At 48.0% G+C, this 19,568-nt stretch carries 20 protein-coding genes; 15 read left to right on the top strand and 5 right to left on the bottom strand.

All coding sequences use genetic code 11. The features are described from left to right. Positions 1-4 precede the first annotated feature (4 nt). From VRK_RS09925 to VRK_RS09915, 3 genes are all read left to right on the top strand, one after another. On the top strand, positions 5-1,315 hold the full coding sequence (locus VRK_RS09925; RefSeq protein ID WP_059121212.1) for a sensor histidine kinase: 1,311 nt from the start codon (positions 5-7) through the stop codon (positions 1,313-1,315). 109 nt (positions 1,316-1,424) lie between these two features. Next, positions 1,425-2,141 carry a 4'-phosphopantetheinyl transferase family protein gene (locus tag VRK_RS09920; protein WP_059121211.1) on the top strand — a complete coding sequence of 239 codons (717 nt, stop codon included), beginning with the start codon at positions 1,425-1,427 and terminating at the stop codon, positions 2,139-2,141. A gap of 30 nt (positions 2,142-2,171) precedes the next feature. Then, positions 2,172-2,699 (top strand): helix-turn-helix transcriptional regulator, encoded by a 528-nt coding sequence (locus VRK_RS09915; RefSeq protein ID WP_059121210.1) that lies wholly within the window; start codon positions 2,172-2,174, stop codon positions 2,697-2,699. A 197-nt stretch (positions 2,700-2,896) separates the two neighbouring features. On the opposite strand, the gene VRK_RS09910 is transcribed toward VRK_RS09915, so the two are convergent. From VRK_RS09910 to VRK_RS09890, 5 genes are read right to left on the bottom strand one after another with little or no spacing between them, the layout of a single operon-like run. Then, on the bottom strand, positions 2,897-3,880 hold the full coding sequence (locus VRK_RS09910) for an alpha/beta hydrolase (protein ID WP_059121209.1): 984 nt from the start codon (positions 3,878-3,880) through the stop codon (positions 2,897-2,899). Next, the gene (locus tag VRK_RS09905) at positions 3,870-5,222 is read right to left on the bottom strand and encodes an MATE family efflux transporter (RefSeq protein ID WP_059121208.1); all 1,353 of its coding nucleotides are present in this window, start codon (positions 5,220-5,222) and stop codon (positions 3,870-3,872) included. Before VRK_RS09905 ends, VRK_RS09910 begins: the two co-directional genes overlap by 11 nt. Positions 5,223-5,261: 39 nt before the next feature. After that, positions 5,262-5,930 (bottom strand): acyl-CoA dehydrogenase family protein, encoded by a 669-nt coding sequence (locus VRK_RS09900; RefSeq protein ID WP_059121207.1) that lies wholly within the window; start codon positions 5,928-5,930, stop codon positions 5,262-5,264. A 1-nt stretch (position 5,931) separates the two neighbouring features. Further along, on the bottom strand, positions 5,932-6,186 hold the full coding sequence (locus tag VRK_RS09895) for an acyl carrier protein (RefSeq protein WP_157371895.1): 255 nt from the start codon (positions 6,184-6,186) through the stop codon (positions 5,932-5,934). 32 nt (positions 6,187-6,218) lie between these two features. After that, positions 6,219-7,124 carry a 3-oxoacyl-[acyl-carrier-protein] synthase III C-terminal domain-containing protein gene (locus VRK_RS09890; protein ID WP_059121206.1) on the bottom strand — a complete coding sequence of 302 codons (906 nt, stop codon included), beginning with the start codon at positions 7,122-7,124 and terminating at the stop codon, positions 6,219-6,221. A 313-nt stretch (positions 7,125-7,437) separates the two neighbouring features. Here VRK_RS09890 and VRK_RS09885 point away from each other — a divergent pair, with 313 nt between their 5' ends. From VRK_RS09885 to VRK_RS09830, 12 genes are read left to right on the top strand one after another with little or no spacing between them, the layout of a single operon-like run. Further along, positions 7,438-7,731, top strand: coding sequence for a hypothetical protein (locus tag VRK_RS09885; protein WP_059121205.1), 294 nt, complete (start codon positions 7,438-7,440; stop codon positions 7,729-7,731). Beyond that, positions 7,724-9,025 carry a type III PLP-dependent enzyme gene (locus VRK_RS09880; RefSeq protein WP_059121204.1) on the top strand — a complete coding sequence of 434 codons (1,302 nt, stop codon included), beginning with the start codon at positions 7,724-7,726 and terminating at the stop codon, positions 9,023-9,025. The genes VRK_RS09885 and VRK_RS09880 overlap by 8 nt, the downstream gene beginning before the upstream one ends. A gap of 23 nt (positions 9,026-9,048) precedes the next feature. Then, complete coding sequence (locus VRK_RS09875; RefSeq protein WP_059121203.1) at positions 9,049-9,933, top strand: hypothetical protein; 885 nt, start codon at positions 9,049-9,051, stop codon at positions 9,931-9,933. Then, entirely contained in the window at positions 9,930-10,886 is a 957-nt protein-coding gene (locus VRK_RS09870; RefSeq protein WP_059121202.1) for a 3-oxoacyl-[acyl-carrier-protein] synthase III C-terminal domain-containing protein, read from the top strand. The genes VRK_RS09875 and VRK_RS09870 overlap by 4 nt, the downstream gene beginning before the upstream one ends. Before the next feature lie 11 nt (positions 10,887-10,897). Further along, positions 10,898-12,460, top strand: coding sequence for a class I adenylate-forming enzyme family protein (locus tag VRK_RS09865; RefSeq protein ID WP_059121201.1), 1,563 nt, complete (start codon positions 10,898-10,900; stop codon positions 12,458-12,460). A 43-nt stretch (positions 12,461-12,503) separates the two neighbouring features. Further along, entirely contained in the window at positions 12,504-12,764 is a 261-nt protein-coding gene (locus VRK_RS09860) for a phosphopantetheine-binding protein (protein ID WP_059121200.1), read from the top strand. Next, positions 12,764-14,314 carry an AMP-binding protein gene (locus VRK_RS09855; RefSeq protein ID WP_059121199.1) on the top strand — a complete coding sequence of 517 codons (1,551 nt, stop codon included), beginning with the start codon at positions 12,764-12,766 and terminating at the stop codon, positions 14,312-14,314. Before VRK_RS09860 ends, VRK_RS09855 begins: the two co-directional genes overlap by 1 nt. Next, on the top strand, positions 14,283-15,797 hold the full coding sequence (locus VRK_RS09850; RefSeq protein WP_059121198.1) for an AMP-binding protein: 1,515 nt from the start codon (positions 14,283-14,285) through the stop codon (positions 15,795-15,797). The genes VRK_RS09855 and VRK_RS09850 overlap by 32 nt, the downstream gene beginning before the upstream one ends. A gap of 31 nt (positions 15,798-15,828) precedes the next feature. Then, on the top strand, positions 15,829-16,986 hold the full coding sequence (locus tag VRK_RS09845; protein ID WP_059121197.1) for an acyl-CoA dehydrogenase family protein: 1,158 nt from the start codon (positions 15,829-15,831) through the stop codon (positions 16,984-16,986). Beyond that, the gene (locus tag VRK_RS09840; RefSeq protein WP_059121196.1) at positions 16,986-17,678 is read left to right on the top strand and encodes a hypothetical protein; all 693 of its coding nucleotides are present in this window, start codon (positions 16,986-16,988) and stop codon (positions 17,676-17,678) included. The genes VRK_RS09845 and VRK_RS09840 overlap by 1 nt, the downstream gene beginning before the upstream one ends. After that, entirely contained in the window at positions 17,671-18,555 is an 885-nt protein-coding gene (locus VRK_RS09835; RefSeq protein ID WP_059121195.1) for an alpha/beta fold hydrolase, read from the top strand. Before VRK_RS09840 ends, VRK_RS09835 begins: the two co-directional genes overlap by 8 nt. Beyond that, positions 18,539-19,492 carry a 3-oxoacyl-[acyl-carrier-protein] synthase III C-terminal domain-containing protein gene (locus tag VRK_RS09830; protein WP_059121194.1) on the top strand — a complete coding sequence of 318 codons (954 nt, stop codon included), beginning with the start codon at positions 18,539-18,541 and terminating at the stop codon, positions 19,490-19,492. Before VRK_RS09835 ends, VRK_RS09830 begins: the two co-directional genes overlap by 17 nt. Positions 19,493-19,568: the final 76 nt, after the last annotated feature.

The following is a 19,568-nucleotide window of genomic DNA, read 5'->3' as shown; positions in this document are numbered from 1 at the left end:
TGTCATGTTAGAAGCTTCAATCCAAATCGTACAGCGCCGGTTGATGCTGATTGCTTCAGTGACACCGACCTGTTTATTGCTGATTATCATGGCCGTCCATGGTTATTCCGGCTATCTGATTGCACTGACGGCATTTCTGAGCGCATTACTGATTATGTATTGTCTGGTGACAGTTGATCACAGTTTAAATTTTCATCTGGCAACTGTGATGAATCTGGTTGAATCGCTGACCAACAATGAATTCAGTATGCGTGGGAAGCGAACCGGACGAAATGATTCTATGGATGGTCTGATTTGTATGATTAACCGCCTATCTGAATCGATGAATCAGCAGCGTTTGGAAATTCGTCAGCAGCAATATCTGGTCAAGAAGATCATGAACAATATTGATGTTGCGATATTTGCCTTCAATGACAAAGGTGAGATTGCATTCGTCAATAAAGGTGCTGGTCTGCTATTTGATCAGAATCCAAAATCTATGCAGGGGCAACAAATTGATTCACTGGCGATTTACGATTTACTCCAATGCACTTCAGGAGAGGTGATGGAATGGCACTTTCCGCAGAAAAGTGGCAAGTTTCAGATCAATCAGGACAATTATTATGAACATAGCCGTAGACAAACCCTGCTTTTTGTCACGGATGTCAGTGAACTGCTGCGTGGGCAGGAATACCGGGCGTGGAAAAATTTGTTGCGGGTATTGAGCCATGAAATCAATAACACCCTGACACCGATTGCGTCACTCAGCCAGATTCTTCGGGAACTGCTGCCGGAACAGAAAGATGAGTCACTTACCGAAGTGGATGGTGGATTAAAGATTATTGAGGAGCGGGCGAAAAACCTCAAATCGTTTATTGAGAGTTATCGCAAGCTAACTCAGCTACCGGCACCGGCTAAAAGGTTGCATGATATTAAGTCATTGATCAGAGAATTACTGCCACTATTTGAGCATCGGAAAATCAACATTGTCTGTGGTCAGGAGGCACTGAAAGTTAATATCGATCCGGCTCAGATGCAGCAGTTAATGATCAACGTATTTAAAAATGCCGACGAAGCGATGAGTGATCCGAAAGGTGCGATTACGGTGTCATGTGAAGTACAAAAATATAATCTAATTCTGGAAATACTGGATCAGGGAACCGGTATTACCAATAAGAGCAATTTGTTTGTTCCGTTTTATAGTACCAAATCTCACGGCAGCGGAATTGGATTAACTTTATGCCGGCAGATTGCAGAAAACCATAGCGGATATTTTTCAATCGATAATCGAGAGGATATGCAGGGCTGTGTCGCCCGGCTGATATTACCGATATAACCCGTTATTTATGAACCCATAATTTTATAGGTGGTAAAAATGCTGCCGGGGTTTGTACGCTTTAAATATTCGTATGTGTTAAATAAAGTTATTGATGAAGGTAGATGCAATGGAAACATATTTGCCTGAGTTGGAAGATAATGAGTATTTATTATTTTTTATTAAAAACGAAAACTATCAATATGATGAATATAAAATTAATTCAGATAAGGAGGTAGATAAAAAACTAAGTGCACAATTTATTGACTCGATATTACCTTATTACCATGAAGATGGTGAAGAAATAATAATTTACAGAATAGAGTATGGTAAACCGGCTATCGCTGGCACGCCTTCTCTCTGGTTTAATATTTCGCACTCTAATGGTGTGGGCGTATTACTGCTGTCAAAAAGCGGTGACGTCGGCGTGGATATTGAGTTTAAAAAGAAAGACAGTCAGATATTAAAGATCGCACGGAGATTCTTTCACCGCGAGGAAATGGTACAGCTTGAGTCATTGCCCTCTAAAGACGTTTACCGGCAGGCCCGGCAGCTATGGACACTGAAAGAGTCGTATATCAAAGCGATTGGTAAAGGGTTAGCACAACCATTAAACAGCTTTTGGTTCGATCTGAACGAAAGTCTGGTTAACATGTATTTGGGAGAAAATAAACAACCGGAAACCGGATGGTTGTTTTATATGTATGAGTATCAACAGTTGTTCGATTTGTCTCTTTGTGTACCGAAAGAAGGAAAGGTGAAAGTATTTCATGTGAACAATGAAAAATCACCATTTTCCGTAGAAGAGATAACGTCAGATACAGGATCGTTTCAGAGAGTGAAATAAAATAGATTAATAATTAAGTGAGGCTAGGAAATGAACCACAAAATTAATTACTACTGTTACGAAAATATGGAACACTTCAGAGATAATTTGATCAATGAACTTTATCAGATCCAACCTTCTTTAGGATTATCGAAGTCAAGGAGGAAACTGGATTTGCTGGTAAAAACACTCGACTATGTCATCGAAAATATCTCAATGGAAATATCACTGGATGATATTTCTGAAGAGGTGGATGCATCCAAGTATGAGATCTGCCGATTATTTAATGAAGTATATAAAACTTCGCCAATGCGTTGGATCTGGGACATCCGGATTGCGCTGGCGAAGGAATACATTGAAATTGCTCCCGACTGGTCACTGACAGATATCAGTAACGCCTGCGGCTACTCTTCTCTCGCTCACTTTTCCCGTAGCTTCAGCAAGGCACATCAGATCACACCGTTAAAGTATAAACATTCGATCACCACCAAAGAAAAAGAGAACAAACCTTTTGAAATCATCTATGGTAACCACCGATCTTCTTTCTCAAGAGGTGTTCTGCTGGATAAGATGCGGTGATGAACTGTTCCTCTTCCTGCTGAGCTGAAACGCTGTCCAGCCAGTGATTATCCGATGATCGCGACCAAGTCGCGATCATGTTACTCCCTCCGGGAGCATTACAACGAATCTTGTAAAATTATGAGTCTGTAATAAAAAACTGACCCACCAAAAATAGTGAGTCAGATCTGCACTGCTATCCGTGACCTTCCGAGATACTACGTCGCATCACTCTGAACAAACTCAATAATCTTCTGATGAATATTGCGATCTTTCAGTACGCCGCGGTGTCCCCAGCCGTCGGTGAGGAACAGTTCGCAGTTGGGGAAGGCAGCGTTCATCTTCTGTGCCTGAGTAATGTCGATGATGTTGTCGTTACGGTCATGACAAAGCAGGGTTGGCAGTGACAGGGTTTTCCATAACGGTGTATCGATCATATCCGGGTGGGTGCCGTAACGGCGATGGTATACCTGTTTGAGCTTGTCCTTGAGAACAGCCGGAATCCGGTAGTAATCGATATATGAATCCAGCAGATTGCCTAATCCGTCCGGGCTGCCGATCTTGATCAGCCGGTGGGTTGAAAGCCCTGCATCAATTGCCATGGCCAGTGCTGTGCCGCCAAACGAGTGACCGATCGCGGCATGAAAAGCCCCGAATTGCTGATTGATCCGTAATAATAGTTGTGCCAAATCGTAGAATGAACAGCGCTCTCCTTCTGAACTGCCGTGGGCGATCAAATCAGGAGCGATGACCCGGTAACCACTGTCAAGCAGTTTTTCTGTCAGCGGCCGGAACATCACACTCCGTCCTTCCCAGCCGTGAACCAGCAGAATTGTTCCCTGTAGCGGAACCGATGCCGGTGGTTCATGACAGAACACATTAATCCGGCATTTGTTGAACGTCAGTTGATGTTGCTGGCTCTGCTGTTCAAATTCCAGATCGTTTGCCATACAGGGCATCCGCGTCGGTTTTTCAAACATACGGATCGCATAACGGGCGGCCCATCCGGAAGAGAGACGGGAGAGTAAAATCGTATCTGCCCGCCGCAACTTGCCACATAAGCCATGGTAATGTGTTTCCGGCCGGACCGAAGTTTTAAGCAATAACTTCGGACGGCGTTTCATCATCACCAGACACCAGTGATAGCGCTGATGTGCCAGTGCTGAAAGCTGCATGAAAGGGTAGGCAAGATTATAGAGCATCTTCCCCTCGCAAATTTTTTGTCAGCAGCCAGTATTCACGCAGGAAAATCGTAAAGTAAACCACGTTGAAAATGACGATTAGATGTGCCAGTTCGGTAATATTTCCCTGAGAACGCATCAGGATCAGAATGCCACCGACCATTGCAGATTCAACCACTAAAGTTATGAGCAGTACTCTTTTGCCCCGGCCAAGTTGTTCAAGCATAGTCTGGGTTGCAGCCAGCATTGAGGTCAGGAAAAATGTTGGTAGAAGCAGTGACAGCAACAGATAACCAGCTTGCTGAACTGTGGATGTATTGGCTAACAGATCAACCAGAGTATGCTGATTTAGGTAAACCATCGCTGTTAGGGTGATATACAGCAGACTGATGGCGAGCATACCCCGGCTCAGCATGCGGGTGAGTGCATCTTTCGTAGCGGCAGAAAGTTGCTGATTGACAAAAATTGCAATCGCGGAGCCTAGTGCCACTGCCGGAATAATAAACAGCGAACGCAGTTTGACGACGATCAGAAAGCCGGGTGCATAGTCAGTATTCATCTGACTGATCAGCGGAAAGATCACGGCAGAGCTGGCGAATGCAATCAGCATTGACAGAAAAATCGGGATTCCGGCATCGGTCATCAGTGCGAATAGTCTGGGTAAGAAAGCCTTTGGTTGTGGATCAGAACCGTGACTGACGGTTCGAAACAGCATAAACAGCGAAAACGGCAGCATCGCCGATGCTGAGAGCAGGTTGGCATAGATCACTGCCTGAAATCCGAGCTGATGATGAACAAAGCCGATGTAGCAAACCGCTAGATTAATGATGATAAAACCTGAAATGAGCAGCATACTACTGAGGGTTTTTCCCTGTCCCCGTAGTCCGGCATTGCCCAACTCAAAGATAAGCAACGGAATGAGGGATAACAGATATAGTGGCAGTGTCTGGCTGAAGAGATTCTGAGTGTTACCGCCCATAACCGATTGAAGCGGTGCTTCGAACAAGTAGCTGACACCAGCCAGCAGACACAGGAAAACAGTTCCTGCAACGGCAAGCAACAGGGTACTGTTCATGACTTTTCTGCTGGGCCAGTCGCAGGTTGAACGGGCACTGAAGACCTGATTGGTGATCGTCAGACACTCCAGCAGTGCAATAAAAAGAAAATGGAAGGGTTGCAGCATCGATAGTTGATACAACGCCTGACTCTGTTCATTCTGACCGAGGATCCATATCTGACCATTTTGCGATAGCGACACCACAATTGCGATCAGGATCATCGGCCAGGCGATGCCCAGTACCTGTTTGACATCACCCATTCCGCTGGCCGGTAAAGTGAGTGTTGATTGCTTAGAAATGCTCATAATTATCCTTTTACTGTCATGAACAATGGCCGTCTGTTATCAGACGGCGCTATGTGCCTGCTGTTGTTCCCGTGAACTGCTTTTACCGAACAGTGAGTAAAGCAGCATGGAAAAGTGGCTGATGGTATGACTGTTTCCCAGCAGGAAGCCGTGTCCGCCCATCAGCTTCTCAGCATGGTTGGATAATTGGGTAATCTGCCGGTGTTCTTCATCCGGAGTGCTCAAATCACCACTGTCCAGACGATAGTGCAGCTGCTGTTTCAGTAGTGATACATCACCGTAAATATCAGAAAAACTGGCTTTGACCAATTGATGGCGGGTAGTTTTCTGGCCAAAACTTTTCCGGTCTTTGAGGTGGTTGAACGACAGATCCAGAATTCGGGCAACCAGCCCCAGACGCAGGGCACAAACCACGAAAGAAATCGCTTCGCCACTCTGGTTCTGAGCGTCAACTGTGGCGGTTTCCAGTTCCAGATGCCGGAGTATCCGATCCTGAGGCAGGTGGGTACAGTGAGATGCCAAAATGGTTTCTCCCTGAACATTAACCAGTTCAGGTGACGCTCCCGCAGGAAACATCGTCAGGCCCTGACTGACTAGACAGGCATGTCTGCCTGTCATCCAGAAACCCAATTGCGGTAACAGTTCCCGGAGGTCGGTTTTCCGGCCTCCGATATATGCTTGATCGAGTATTTCTGCTGTGATGTTCATATCAGGCTTCCGCAACTGTGACCTGGGATTCGATAAACTCGATTAAAGAACCGACATTGTTGAATGAAGACTGGCTGATCAGGTCCGGATCAAACAGCAGACCGTCAATACTTTCTTCCAGTGTCAGCAGAAACTGAACGAACAGAACGGAATCCAGATCTAAGTCCTCATCGAAATTGGTATCCAGATCGATGGTGACTGTTTCTCCGTCCAGAACCTGTGACAGTGCTTCGTTGATTTTATCCATGATATTCATTAGCTTGTGTTCCTTTATGGGTATGAGGTGAGTTAATGACGGGTAATACCGAGCGAGGAATAGGTCACGCCCATTCCGGCGGCAAACAGTAACGCCCGTTTGAAATGGTGTTGTGTTTCTGCTGTGAGCAGGTTATAGAAAACGTCAGAACAGTAGGTATGCCCGGTCTGACGGATATTGGTGGTATACAGTTTTTCCGCCCAGCCTAACTCTTTTGATACCCGGTTCAGTAACGGCAGATTTAGGTTATAGGGCAGAATGATCTCCGGTTCGGAAAGCGTTTCTGTCCGGAGGAAATCAAGCATACCGGTATAAAAATCTCCCATCATGGCGCGTTTTTCAGCAGTGCTCATGTTTTCCGGATTTTTGTAGAATCGGCTGAGATGCTTCACTCTGGAAGTGGTGATATGCCATTGTCCGTCCAGAGGCGATAGCAGGCAGGCGGCAGACATTTCTCCCAGTACGCCGACGGTCATCTTATTCAGATCCGGTGCAAAACTTTTTTCACCGCTCAGGACAATTGCAGGAGCCGTTTCTCCGTTCTGATACATCCGGTTAATCAGGTGGACAGCGCTGAGACCAGATGCGCAGTGGTTCAGACTGAGTGTGACTGATTTCCAGTGGCGGAGACCGCATGACTCCACCAGTTTCTGTAACCAGTGGTCGTCAAAGCAGGTATTATGTGTCTGGGTTTTGGTGTAAAACAGATAGCCAGTTTGCTGACGCAGGGTAGGATGCTGACTGACCAGCGCCGACAGAGTTTCTTTCAGCATCGCTTCATGAGACAACCGGTTCATGGCGATCTGTTCCAGCTGATAGATGCGCTGATAAACTCTGGCTTCTTTTGCGGAAATATCGTGACTCAGTCCCAGTTCATCCAGCGGGATAAAAGAAGTACTGTCTGACTTGCTACATTGAATATCTACGATATAAGTCATTGCATTTTCCATGATCACTGAGTCGGCCGGTATTTGTACTAAATTACAAAATATCGTGCGGTTAAATATATTAAAAAAGATATCAGCAGAGATTATTAAATAATCTGTTTCATCTGATGATGATATTGGTGTTCTATCTACAGAATAATTATTAGCGATTCGATTAGCATTTTTTTGACTGAAATTGCTGGTATTAAAAATGTCTTGAAATTGTAAAAATATTTTTATTGATAAGTACAATTTCAGTCAAAAAAATGAAATTGAGAAAGGTAACATTAGCATCATTCAACGGATCTCTAGGGAATAGAGTTTTATGTTTCTCGATAAAGATAATGTAGAACAGATATTGTTATCTGAATTAAAAAATCTCGGATTAGATGACGGCAAAATAAATCAGATCACTAGTGGTAGCGATATATATAGTGATTCCGGTCTGTTAGATTCGGCCAGCTTGGTTGCTCTGATTGCCGGATTGTGCGAAAGAATAGAAGACGAGGCAGCACAAGAGTTCGACTTATTTTCATGTATGGATGGCAATTTCCTTTCCCATTTTAAAAATATGAACACACTGACAGATTATTTAGTCGGGAGTTTAAATTATGCATAGTTTTAAATTTCAGAATGAATATATTAATTCATCTCATGTTGATCAGGTTGAAATAGAAAAAATAGCTGCGACGGTAAAAACACCTTTTTATGTTTACAGTGCGAATCAGTTAAAAAATCACCTGACAACATTAAAAAATACCTTACCGGATGCGTTGAATTACTTTTATTCTCTGAAAGCGAACCCGAATTTTTCTTTAGTCAGGATCATTCATCAGCAGGGGGTTGGCTGCGAAGTTTGTTCTCTGGCTGAACTGGAAACCGCACTAGCTGCAGGTGCTTTACCGGGCGAGATTATTTTTGTCGGACCAGGAAAATCGGCACATGAATTAAGCCGTTGTGTAGCACTGGGAATTAAGGCTGTTGTGGTTGAATCATTGTCCGAGCTGGCCCTGTTGAATCAACTGGCGGCAGATGCCGGTGTGGTTCAGCCGTTTGCTTTCCGGATTAATCCTAACTTTACCTCTGAAAAAGCGCGTCTGGTGATGAGTGGTAAGCCGCGTCAGTTTGGGATTGATGAACATACCGTGCTGGAAACCCTGAACCATCTGGATCAATATCCGCATGTTGCGCTGGAAGGGATTCATATTTATCTGGGTACCCGGATTCTGGATGCCGAGGCTGTGGTAGTCAACACTCGCAATATTCTTTCTCTGGCAGAAAGAATCCAGCGGGATTATGACATCACATTAAATTTCGTTGATATCGGTGGCGGACTGGGTGTGCCTTATTACCCAAAAGAGACGGAACTCGATCTGGATGTGGTTGCCGCCGGGATGGAACCGGTGATCCGTGAATTCCGTTATAGCTTCCCGCAAACGACATTAATCATGGAACTGGGACGCTTTATCGCAGGACGCTCCGGTATGTTCGTCACTCGGGTGCGTTATCTGAAAGAATCGAAAGGCAAAATGTTTGCCGTGTGTGACGGTGGTTCAAACTGCCATGGTGCCGCAGCGGGACTCGGCTCAGTGATCCGTAAGAACTTTCCGATTGCCCGTCTGGGCTCCGGACATGATGCGGATGATCGACAGCCTTACATGTTAACCGGGCCACTCTGTACCCCAACGGATCTGATTGGTGATGACGTGCAACTGCCCCGGCTGGATGAAGGCGATCTGATTGGCATTTTCCATTCCGGCGCCTACGGTCCGACGGCTTCTCCGGTGTACTTCCTGAGTTTCGGCTATCCTACTGAAGTGCTGGTGGAAGGGGATCAGGTCACGGTGATCCGTCATGCCGATGGTGTTGAACATATGCTGGCACAACAGCAGCCACAGCATATTGCCGTGTAATGATAGTGCCGGAAATCAGACCGATGACGTTATCACTCAACCCCACAACACTCACTTGTATACCGTTTGCAGGAACAGCAACGCCACAGCCACCGACAATTGTCAGTGAAGCGCGGGTGAATCACTATTTGCAGGCATTCTGTCAGGCGAATGGGAAGCCATTTGTACCAGAGGACAGCCGTGTCCGGGAATGGCTGGCGGGAGAGAATCAGGTCTCGTTTACAACCATGGCTGAGGCGCTGGTAACACAGATAGCCTCCCGGACCGATCTGAGCGATCTCGATATGGTGATTCTGGCGCACTGGACACCGGATGCCGAGCTGGGACAGGCTGTCACCAATTATGTACTGCACCGTCTGGCACTGGAAGATACCTTTGCATTTGCCCTCAGTGATGCGGGGCTGGCATCGCCTTTTATGGCACTTGACTGTATCGAGCGTTATCTGCCTGCGCAGAACGGCAAAGCACTGTTGCTGGTGATGGATCAAAACAGTCTCATGTCTCATTCGCCAGCGGTTGATCGGCAATCGGTAGCCAATGCTGCTTCCGGCATGGTTATCGAACGTAACGGCTCCGGGCTACAAATTCAGACCCGGATTCACGATTGCACCGAAGTCGGGACAGAAACCATCCTGTTACAGCAGTTGTCTGAACAGTTCGGACTGACGTCTGAATCAACAACAGTGATCTGTGAGCCGGAGATTGCTGCGCGGTTGAGTTCACGGCGACATATTCGTTGCACCCGACCGGATTTACTCTGCGTCGCACCGTTCTGGGAAATGCAGCAGGCTATCGCTGCCGATGATGGTTTTAGCCAATCATTTGTTTCTAAACAACATTTTGTTCTGTTGAGTCAACATCAGGGAAAAATCTATACCCTGATGGCAACTTCGGGTCACACACGATGAAAATCATTGATGTCGCAACGCATATTAATCCGTCACTGATGTCGCTGGATAAACTGCACCAGCGTTATCAGTGGGGAGAAAGAAATCAGAAAATATTCAGCCGTTTTCACAAACTGGAATCGGCCTGTATTTTTCCTCATCAGTCACTGGCTGAAACTTTGACGACCTGTCTGGAACGTTTGCTGGCGCAACATCCGGATAAGCTGGATGCAATTACGCATGTTGCTTATGCCCATTCGCTGCACACGACTTATCCTTTTGACGTCCGCCTGCTGGAATCGATGATCCGGCAGCAGTTATCCGACCGTGTGGAAGTGATGTCTCTGACGCAGGGGTCATGTGCTTCTTCATTTCTGGGACTGGCTTTGCTGGATAAAGTCTGTCGCATCAGTCCGGCCGGAGAATCACAGCAGCCGACTTATGCCATCCTGCTGACCGGTGATAAATGCTTTCATGAAACCGTTCAGTATGTCGATCAGAATGGTTTGTTCGGGGAAGGATGTACGGCGGTGCTGGTCTCATCTCATCCTGATACAACTGGTCTGAATATTCAGGGGCTGAGCTGGTCAATGATTGGCGGTATCAGTCATCGGACTGTGGATACCAGCCGGGAAGATGAAAACCGTTATGACCGCTCTTTTATTCCGACCATGATGGATGCGATCGATAAAGCTCTGACGCAGGCTGGGATTTCCGCCGGAGAAATTCATACCTTTTTACCTTATCACATGAGTCCGCCGACTTTTGACCGGCTGGCGGATCGTCTGGGCATCGAACGCAGCCAGATTTACCGTAAGAACCTGTATCAGGTCGGTCACTGTTTCTGCGGTGATGCCTTTATCAATTTGCATGACTTCTGGAAAGAGGACAATCAGCAAGTTTCACCGGGTCCCATGCTGGCAGTTGCAGCCGGTGTGGCAGGGACGTTCAGCGCGATGGTGCTGACAGCATAGGAATTCAGTTCATGGACATTAACAGACAGATTTTAAGCGAATATCTTGATTTCAGCGCGTATCACACACCGGAAAAAATTGCACTGATCGATGCCGATCAGCAGATGACCTACAGTCAGTTACGGCATCACGCCCTGCAACTGGCCCGCTATATGTCCCGACAGGGTGTCGGGCGCGGTGACCGGGTGATGCTGTATATGGCAAACTCGCTCTCCTTCATTCAGTGCTTTTGGGCGATTCAGTATCTGGGCGGTGTGTTTATTCCGGTCAACCCGGATACCAAGTATGAAAAACTGGCCTGGCTGATCGATGACAGTGAGTCAGCGCTGGTGGTGGTTGATGAAGCGTTGACGGATGAATTCGGCAAAGCCCGCGGGCTGATGAAAAGCCAGCCGGAGCTGTTGGTTAATGGCTTGTTCAGTGATGACGTTACTCTGCTGGAGCAGGCGCTGGCCGGTGAGTATTCCCAGATTGATCTTATCACGCCGATTTCTCAGGATTTAGCCGCAATTATTTATACATCCGGTTCAACCGGTACGCCGAAAGGCGTCATGTTAACCCAGAAAAACATGGTGGCTGCTTCTAAGTCTGTTTCGACTTATCTGCGGCTGGAATCATCGGATCGTATTTTCTGTGCGCTGCCACTGAGCTTTGATTATGGCCTACATCAAGTGACGATGTCGGTATTGCATGGCGCAACACTGATTATCGAAGCTTCTTTCAGCCAGCCGTTGTTTGTGATGCACCGTCTGGTGAAACAACAGGCGACGGTTTTCCCGATTGTACCGACCATGCTCAGCCTTATCGAGCCGCTGGCAAAACGCTTCGATCTCTCGTGTGTCCGGACCGTCACCAATACTGCGGCAGCATTACATCCGGATGCGATCGATAAAGTTCAGAACATATTTTCTGCCGCACGGCTTTATTCAATGTATGGCCTGACGGAATGTCACCGCTGCACCTATCTGGAACCGGAGATGTTGTCACAGCGCAAAGAGAGTGTCGGCAAGGCCATTCCCAATACCGAAATGTGGCTGGTGGATGACGAAGGCCGGGAACACCGCAGTAATGCGACCGGAGAACTGGTAATCCGCGGTGATACCGTGATGCCCGGCTACTGGCGCAATCCGGAGAAAACAGCGGAGAAACTAAAACCGGGCCGTTATCCCGGTGAGATGGTGCTGTATACCGGAGATATCTGTCGTCTGGATGATGAAGGTTATCTCTATTTTGTCGGGCGGAAGGATGAAATTCTTAAAAGCTGTGGCGAAAAGGTGGCACCGAAAGAAGTGGAAACCGTGATTGCTGCACTGGCCGGTGTCGCGCAGGTGGCGGTGATCGGCGTACCCCATGCGGTCTACGGTGATGAAATCGTTGCCTGGGTCGAACAGCAGACCGAACTCAGCCGGGAACAGATTAAAGCATGGTGCCATCAGCATCTGGAATCTTACATGGTGCCACACCGGATATTCATCCGGGATTCTCTGCCGAAAAACGGCAACGGAAAAATTGACAGGCCATTGCTCGGCAAACTGAGTCAGCCGGTTGAAACCTCAGAAGAAGTGTTTGCATAAAAGTTATTTGTATAAAAAGTCTTTATATAAAAAGGAAAACAAAATGGATAGTTACGTGAATCATGTGATTAATGCAATCGGCCTGGTTATGGAGATTGACGATTTATCAGAACTTCATGAAGCGACTCAGATTGAACGGGATCTGGGTTTTGACAGCGGATTATACATTGAACTGATTATGTATCTCGAAGAAGCTGTCGAAGGGCTGCATATCGATCCGGCTTCACTGGATATTAAAGATTTTGAATCGGTCGGTAGTATTGCCCGCTATATCGAAAGGCTGTGTGTCGATAAGGTGGCCTGATGAACCAGCATTATGATCATCTGCTCGCGGTTTTTAGTGCGTTTCGTACCTGTGAAGGGATGGCTTACCATCATGTCGGTGGTGATCTGAGTTATCGGCAGCTTTTTGATGCCGCCGTTTCACTTGCCGGGCAACTGAATGACGACGGGCGTGGTGCGGTGCTGATTTACGGGCATAAGAACTATCGGTATCTGATTGCTTACTGGGCGTGTATTCTGGTCGGGAGAACATTTGTTCCGGTAGAACCGGAAAACAATACGGAGCGGTTACGCCAGATCATTGCCAGTGCACAGGCGACACTGATTCTTGATACTCATGATTTTGATACGGATGAGAATAGACTGGATACACTCGGTATTTCTTGTCTGGTTGTCTACGCAGAATCAGACTTTTCTGCTGAGGAAAGTGCGCAAGGATTTGATGAACTGCTCCGGGACCGGAACGTCAGTCAGGCGACGGATGCCATGTATATCATGTTTTCGTCCGGTACGACCGGTCAGCCGAAAGGGATTTCCGTCAGTTATGCCAATGTGGCGGATCTGGTCACGTGGCTGGAAAGTGCTTTCCCGGTTGACGGCAGTGTCAGCGGCAATATCCGTTACTGTTTTGATGTCTCGCTGTATGAACTCTGGCTGGCCTGGATTAATCTCAAGCCGATCTCGGCACTGGATCATCAGGAGTTTATCAACACCCGTAAATACATTGCCAGACACCGGGATTACGGTGTGACAACCTGGGTTTCAACCCCGACGATTACCCGTTATTACCTGAAAGACCGCCAGTTTTGTGCCAGTTATCTCCCTCATCTTTCTCACTTTATTTTTTGCGGAGAAGTCTTGTCCAAAGAGATGGTCGCTCAGTTATGGGAGCGCTTTCCCGGCTGTCGTGTGACCAATACTTATGGTCCGACGGAGTGTACGGTGGCGGTTACGGCGATAGATATTCTGCCAGTGCATATCCATAGCAGACATCCTTTACCGCTGGGACGAGTTCGCCCCGGAAGTGAAGTTCGTATTGACAGGATTCAGGAACATGGCCGTGGTGAAATTATCATCCGGGGCGATTGTGTCGGTCCGGGTTATCTTTGCGCATCGGCCGAGCAGCAGGCTCGCTTTTCCGTTGACCCGGTTGATGAAGTCCGGGAATACCGGACCGGAGATATCGGTTCTCTTGACGGTGATATGCTCTATTTCTGGGGACGGGACGATCGTGAACTCAAAATTCAGGGTTACCGTATTGACCTGAATGAAGTCGAAGCCTATCTGCGTCAACTGGACGAAATCAAAGAGGTCTTTGTCGAACCCTGGTTCCGGAAAGAAGATTTACAGGGGATGCGGGCTTTTGTTCTGCCGGAGCAGGAGGTTGATTTTCAGCAGCTTGCAGTCGGGATGGCCGACAACTTTCCATCCTACATGGTACCCAGATTCTGGTATGCCATTGAAGATGATGTATTAAACCTGAACAGTAAGCTGGATCGCCGGGCGGTCAGCGATAAAGCACTCAAAAAAGGGAATGGTTATGTTTTCAAATATGATGCAGGCAATCATTGACAGAATCCATGCACAACCGGAGCAGGTCGCTCTGGTGAACCGTCAGGGTAGGGTTGATTTCCGGACGCTGGGCGCGAGAACGCAGGCGATTGCCGATGAAATTAAGCAACGTCAGCCGAACCGGGTGCTGATCTACGGACATAAAGAACTGGATACATTTGCCAGTATGCTGGCCTGTACGTTGTGTGGCATTTCTTTCACGGTGGTTGATGCGGCGAATCCGACGTCCCGGTTGGTACAGGTTGCGGCGATGCATGAGGCTGACCTGCTGATCCTTGGTGCTGAGTCTTATCTTGACCAGACGCTGAGTAGTGAAGCCTACTTTATTGCGGCACATCAGCCTTCGGTTGCCTTTCGCTTTCAGCTATGGCAGCGTGGAGACAATCCGATTTTTTATGTGCTTTCGACATCGGGAAGTACCGGTGTACCAAAAGGGGTGATGATTGGTTATGAAGGCTTCGGTCACTTCTATCAGTGGTACAGAGAGAGTCTGACACTCAACCACTCCGGTGGTGCTCACGTTAATCACGCCTGTCTGGCTTTTGATATGGGCATTCTTGACAGCTTTCCTTCACTTGCAGTTGGCAAAGCTGTCGTAATGTTACCGCATGAATATAACGCTTTGCCCCGTCAGAATATTCGCCTGATGACTCAGGAAGCTGATGTTGAAGTATCGAGCTGGTTCTCCACCCCAAGTTTTCTGGAAATGATGTGTCTGGACCCGAAATTCAATGCACAGTCCCTACCGGGAATGCGGGTGTTCTTTGTCGGTGGAGAGTTTGTACCCCATCAGCTGATTGCCAAAATCGCGGCGCGTTTTCCTCAGGCGCAGGTGCTGCATGCCTATGGTCCGACAGAAACCACCTGTGTGACACATGCCTGTCCGGTGACTGCCGATGATATGCGCTATTCGCAGCGGCTGTCGCTTGGACGGCCGCTGGGTGTCAACCGTATCCGTATCGAAGATGATGACGGGCAGGAGCTACCGGCCAGTGAAATCGGAGAAGTGGTGATTTACGGTGGACAGGTTGCGCATGGATATCTGCCAGTTTCTCATCCGCAGAACGTCGCATTCGGCAGCCGGGATGGTGAACGTTTTTACCGTTCGGGCGATTTCGGCTATGTCGATGAATCCGGCAATTTATTCTTGAAAGGTCGCAAAGACGGGCAGATTAAATGGAATGGCAACCGTATCGAACTGGTGGAAATTGAAAACGTTGCGGCTCGTTCCGGCCGGATTCGTCAGTCGGCAGTGATTCCGGTTTATGTACAGGACAAACTGACCCAACTGGTGATGTATGTCCAGCTTGAACAGGATACGAGCGATGAACGCCAGGCATTCGATCAGTTTATGCATCAGCATCTTCCCCGTTACATGGTGCCGTCATCAGTCCATTTTGTGGCCGCTTTACCGATGAATCTGCACGGCAAGATTGACCGGGTGAAACTGCAACATCAATGGCATGAGCAGCAAGCGAGTTAGTGAGCCACAGCACAAGGCAGAGGAAAGAAAAATGATATTCAACCACAGATTATCCGCCGAAGGGCAGGCCATCCGGGACTATGTGACAGCGACACTGGAAGAAGGTCGAGCACTTGGCCGGCTGATCGATGAAGATCCTGAAAATTACCGGGCTACGGCTCGCTATTCGCTAGCTCATCAGATGAACCGCCTCGGATTACCGGAGGCTTATAACCCGACGCCGATTGCATTAGCCAATGGACAGGTTCTGCATGAACTGACGGTAGTGCAGCGCTGTCTGTTTTACGAAGCGCTGGGATATGTGGAACCGAATCTTATTTTTGCCTGCCCGACACCGGGCATGGCCGGATTCGTATTACAGGGACTGGGCAGTCCGGAGCAACAGGAACGTTTCTTTGGTTTGTTCCGCGATCAACTGAGCTGGAGCTGTTTTGCTATGAGTGAACCGACAGTCGGTTCCGATGCCGGAAATATCAAAACACAGGCAACAAAAGTCGATGGCGGCTATCTGATCAACGGTGAAAAATATTTCATCGGCAATGGTATTCACGCAGATATCGGGGTTGTTTTTGCCCGGACCAATCAGAACTCACTCGGCACCGATGTTTTTCTGTTCGAGCCCGCTAAAGTTGAGGGTTTCCACCGGGAGCGGCTGCCGGTACACGGTGTGCCAGGATGTAATGTCTCTCATCTGGTCTTTGAAGATATGTTTGTTGGCGATGATGCCCTGTTAGGTGCTCATCTGAAACCGACTCAGCGTTTTTCCGGTGCAGCGATTGCGACATTTGATAGCCTGCGTCCCTGTGTCGGTGCTCTGGCACTGGGCAGTGCCAGAGCGACGCTGGATTATATAGTTCAGCATGAGCTGATGGATGTGGCATATCATCAGGCATGGCTGAAATCCGCACAGTTCCGGCTTGCCGGTGCACTACAAAATCTGTTAACAGTTTCTGCCCGTTATGATCAGGGAGAAACCGTCACGAAGCAGATCGGGCTGGCGAAAGCCAAAGCGGCAGAACTTGCTGAGTCTGTGGTTGAGGAAGCGCTGCATCGCTGTCACGGTGGCGTGTTACTGCAAGATCAGACATTGGCGAAGTTGCACCGGGATATTAAATGTTTCGAATATGCAGAAGGTACCCGCAATGTGCATTTGCTCAATGGTGCGATGTTATTCCGGGAGGTTGTCTGATGAACAGGCCGAGTGATACCGCAACCTTATGGCTGAATGATCTGGCTGTATTCCGTCCGGAATCTCCGGTGATACGACTGACCGATGAAGAGCAAGTCGCTCTGACTCCGTGGCTGGCTGTTCATCCGGAAGTGGACAGACAACGATTAATTCGCTGTGCATCCGATGCCCTTTACCGAGAGGTTGCAGCGTTTTGCCAGCCACAGACAAAAGCGTGTCAGGCCACATTGCTGATGATTCACCGTTATGCACAACTGGACAGTAAAACTCCGCAGTTGCAAAAGCGGCTGGCAGAAAATCACGCGATTTCCCGGGCATTAGGCATGAAACACAGCGGTCAGGAACTGACACCGGCTCATCTGCAACTGGCCGGGGCAATGCTGGCAGAGAGTGATGACTGTCTGGTGATTTTTGATTGTTTCCGGGAATTTGGTGTTGCGGAGAGTGAAGTCGAGTCAGCGATGATCCTTTGTGCCCGCTTCAGCCGGACAGCCGGACAACACGAAGCTCAGCATTTTGTTCCGGTTGCGCTGGGCGATATTGCCCGGCCGGAATTTTCCGTCTGGCAGCAGGTGGTTGCGTTTATGTACCAGTCTCGGCTGTCAGATTTTCCCGTAGATGAAAGGCCGGAACAATGTGCTTTCCGACGTCATGGCATACCGGAGATGAGCGGGGAGAATCTCAGTGTATAGCGTCGGTGAATCCCGTAGCAGAGATCTCTATTCCCATCTGTGGTGTGAATTGTTTGATGACTTTGAACAGCCGCGCTGTCTGCCGGTGTGCAAAGTCGCGGCGATGTGGATGGCACAGGCTGAACAACTGACGCTGGAAACTGCTTTCGGGCGGGTTCCGGTCTATCGGCAGGGAAATGTAACCGCACCGGTAGTGTTAATGATTCATGGCTGGGGTGGATACGGTGCAATGTTTTCGGAACTGGCACGGCAACTGAGTGCCTGCGGTTTTTGTGTTCTGATCCCGGATCTGCCGGGACACGGGCACAGCGAATGTACCCAAAGCGGTTATGCTCAGCAGCTTGAAGTGCTCAATCTGATTGTAGAAACCTTCGGACCGGTGACACATCTTATCGGACACTCTGTCGGCGGGTTACTGGCGGCTATGTTTCTTGAAAAACAGCAGGCTTATATATTCAACACACTGGTGCTACTGGCTGCGCCCCGGAGCCTTGAATCACTGTTCCGGGCTTATCTTCTGTCGCTGGGAAACGTGTCTCAGGAAGATAGGTTACAGGGAAAAGATGCGGAAGATTCCCGTCAGCTTGCGATCCGTTATCAGATGCTGACCGGTTTACCGGAAGCATGTCTGACGGAAGCGATTTACGCGCAGAACGTTGATCTGCTGATTTGCCACGGGTTGAACGACCAGCGTTTTGAAGCGGCGGAGTCTATGTCGATTCATGCAATGGTACAGGCAGAACAGCTTTTCTTCAGCCGTGACACCGGGCATCTCGGGATGCTGAACTGTTCCGAACTTCACCAAACCGTCAGCAACTTTCTTCTTCGTTACTCAGACATTGGTCATGCAGGTAAGTCAAATGATATGCAATATTAAAGATATAGAAATCAATTTTGCCGCCGGACAACAGACGCTGCATGAAGCGGCGGAATCATTGGGACTTTCCGGTGTTGAAACCCGGATGTTTGACCGTTTTTACGGACTCAGATCATTTCCGCATCAGGACGAAGAAACAATTGCCGAGATGACTCGTCCGGCACTGGAACGCCTCTGCGAGCGCCATCCTGACCTGAGCGGGCAGGTGAAGCATGTGGTTCACTGCCATACGATTCCGACCGTTTTTCCTTTTGGCGATCATCAGATAGCCAGACAGGTGACAGAAATTTTCGGTCCGCAGACCGAATATGCCAGTTATACCATGAGCCACTGTGCAACCGGTCTGTCGGTGCTGGATTATGTTTCAGCGCAGTTGGACGATGATGAGTACGCGATTGTGCTGATTGCCGAAAAAGCATTTCACCGCTGGGTTCAACTGATTCCGGATACAACCATTATGGGTGAAGTGGCCTGTGCCGTATTGCTGAGCCGCAATGGTGATCAGTTCCGAATTACAAATAATGTCACCAGCCGGGATGGTTCTTTCAGCCTCAACAGTGGTTATCCGGAAGGTACGGAGCAGAATTCATTTCAGGATAAATATTTCACGTTTACCCAGAGTCATATTGATTACACCTTACAACACAGTGGCCTTTCATGGGGCGATATTAAATATCTGGTGCCGCATAATGTGAATATTTCTTCCTGGAAACAAATTGCCAAAAATATAAATTTACCACCGGACTTATTATTTCTTGATAATGTCAGTCAGTATGGCCACTGCTTTGGTGCCGACCCATTTATTAATCTGAAAACATTATTTGAATCCGGTCGTCTGAATCCGGGTGATAAAGTGATGCTGATGACTGTCGGGCTTGGTGCAACGGCATCATCCGCCATCGTAGAGTGTGGTGAGAAAATTAAATTGCAATTCTAATCAATTTATTTACGGCTGATTCGATATGATCGAATTATCCATAAAGAATTATGATCACTTATTAAGTCAGACAAAT

This window comes from Vibrio sp. MEBiC08052 (assembly GCF_001506075.1).
In the GTDB taxonomy this organism is placed as follows: domain Bacteria; phylum Pseudomonadota; class Gammaproteobacteria; order Enterobacterales; family Vibrionaceae; genus Vibrio.
This window is presented reverse-complemented; position numbering and strand designations above follow the sequence as displayed.

Coding starts and splice junctions, on each gene's coding strand:
- VRK_RS09860 (WP_059121200.1), top strand. CDS start 12,504: ATGGATAGTTACGTGAATCATGTGATTAATGCAATCGGCCTGGTTATG.
- VRK_RS09925 (WP_059121212.1), top strand. CDS start 5: ATGTTAGAAGCTTCAATCCAAATCGTACAGCGCCGGTTGATGCTGATT.
- VRK_RS09890 (WP_059121206.1), bottom strand. CDS start 7,124: ATGACTTATATCGTAGATATTCAATGTAGCAAGTCAGACAGTACTTCT.
- VRK_RS09895 (WP_157371895.1), bottom strand. CDS start 6,186: ATGAATATCATGGATAAAATCAACGAAGCACTGTCACAGGTTCTGGAC.
- VRK_RS09830 (WP_059121194.1), top strand. CDS start 18,539: ATGATATGCAATATTAAAGATATAGAAATCAATTTTGCCGCCGGACAA.
- VRK_RS09845 (WP_059121197.1), top strand. CDS start 15,829: ATGATATTCAACCACAGATTATCCGCCGAAGGGCAGGCCATCCGGGAC.
- VRK_RS09870 (WP_059121202.1), top strand. CDS start 9,930: ATGAAAATCATTGATGTCGCAACGCATATTAATCCGTCACTGATGTCG.
- VRK_RS09910 (WP_059121209.1), bottom strand. CDS start 3,880: ATGCTCTATAATCTTGCCTACCCTTTCATGCAGCTTTCAGCACTGGCA.
- VRK_RS09885 (WP_059121205.1), top strand. CDS start 7,438: ATGTTTCTCGATAAAGATAATGTAGAACAGATATTGTTATCTGAATTA.
- VRK_RS09850 (WP_059121198.1), top strand. CDS start 14,283: ATGTTTTCAAATATGATGCAGGCAATCATTGACAGAATCCATGCACAA.
- VRK_RS09855 (WP_059121199.1), top strand. CDS start 12,764: ATGAACCAGCATTATGATCATCTGCTCGCGGTTTTTAGTGCGTTTCGT.
- VRK_RS09880 (WP_059121204.1), top strand. CDS start 7,724: ATGCATAGTTTTAAATTTCAGAATGAATATATTAATTCATCTCATGTT.
- VRK_RS09905 (WP_059121208.1), bottom strand. CDS start 5,222: ATGAGCATTTCTAAGCAATCAACACTCACTTTACCGGCCAGCGGAATG.
- VRK_RS09840 (WP_059121196.1), top strand. CDS start 16,986: ATGAACAGGCCGAGTGATACCGCAACCTTATGGCTGAATGATCTGGCT.
- VRK_RS09900 (WP_059121207.1), bottom strand. CDS start 5,930: ATGAACATCACAGCAGAAATACTCGATCAAGCATATATCGGAGGCCGG.
- VRK_RS09865 (WP_059121201.1), top strand. CDS start 10,898: ATGGACATTAACAGACAGATTTTAAGCGAATATCTTGATTTCAGCGCG.
- VRK_RS09915 (WP_059121210.1), top strand. CDS start 2,172: ATGAACCACAAAATTAATTACTACTGTTACGAAAATATGGAACACTTC.
- VRK_RS09920 (WP_059121211.1), top strand. CDS start 1,425: ATGGAAACATATTTGCCTGAGTTGGAAGATAATGAGTATTTATTATTT.
- VRK_RS09875 (WP_059121203.1), top strand. CDS start 9,049: ATGACGTTATCACTCAACCCCACAACACTCACTTGTATACCGTTTGCA.